The following is a 432-nucleotide window of genomic DNA, read 5'->3' as shown; positions in this document are numbered from 1 at the left end:
AAGATAATGTTTTTCATAACCGTATGCGTTATAGGTTAGGTTCAAAAATTAAATTAAATAACACTTTTTTTATACGGTTGAATAATGAATTTATTTGGACTATTCAAACTGAAAAAAATGATGCCTTTACAGAAAATAGAGCTTATGGCGCTTTAGGCATTAACGTATTTAAAAGTGCAAACATACAGGTAGGCTATTTAAACCGAAAAATTAAAGGATTAGACCTACACAGATTACAACTTGGATTTTTTTACAAATTAGATTTAAGAAAGAAAAACATTTAGTTAGATTTAGTTTATTCTTGGAAAGACCAGGCAATAAAGCGTACTGTTTTATTGCCTGTTTCCATGTTTATAACCTTTATTGATGTTGCTCCTAATTTCTTTAATGACACTTTTAAACCTCTTATTAAATCTTTTTTTGATACTAACG

The 432-nt window shown here is 27.8% G+C and carries 2 protein-coding genes; one reads left to right on the top strand and one right to left on the bottom strand.

The window, feature by feature from the left end:
• On the top strand, positions 1 to 284 hold a 284-nt coding region (locus FUA24_RS24715), incomplete at its 5' end, for a DUF2490 domain-containing protein (protein WP_148546094.1).
• Between the two features lie 11 nt (positions 285 to 295).
• On the opposite strand, the gene FUA24_RS24710 is transcribed toward FUA24_RS24715, so the two are convergent.
• Positions 296 to 432 (bottom strand): RlmF-related methyltransferase (locus tag FUA24_RS24710; protein WP_148546092.1); only part of this gene is annotated, 137 nt, incomplete at its 5' end.

This window comes from Seonamhaeicola marinus (assembly GCF_008085455.1).
Note: the sequence above shows the minus strand (reverse complement) of the source record. Positions and strands in the feature narration are given on the sequence as shown.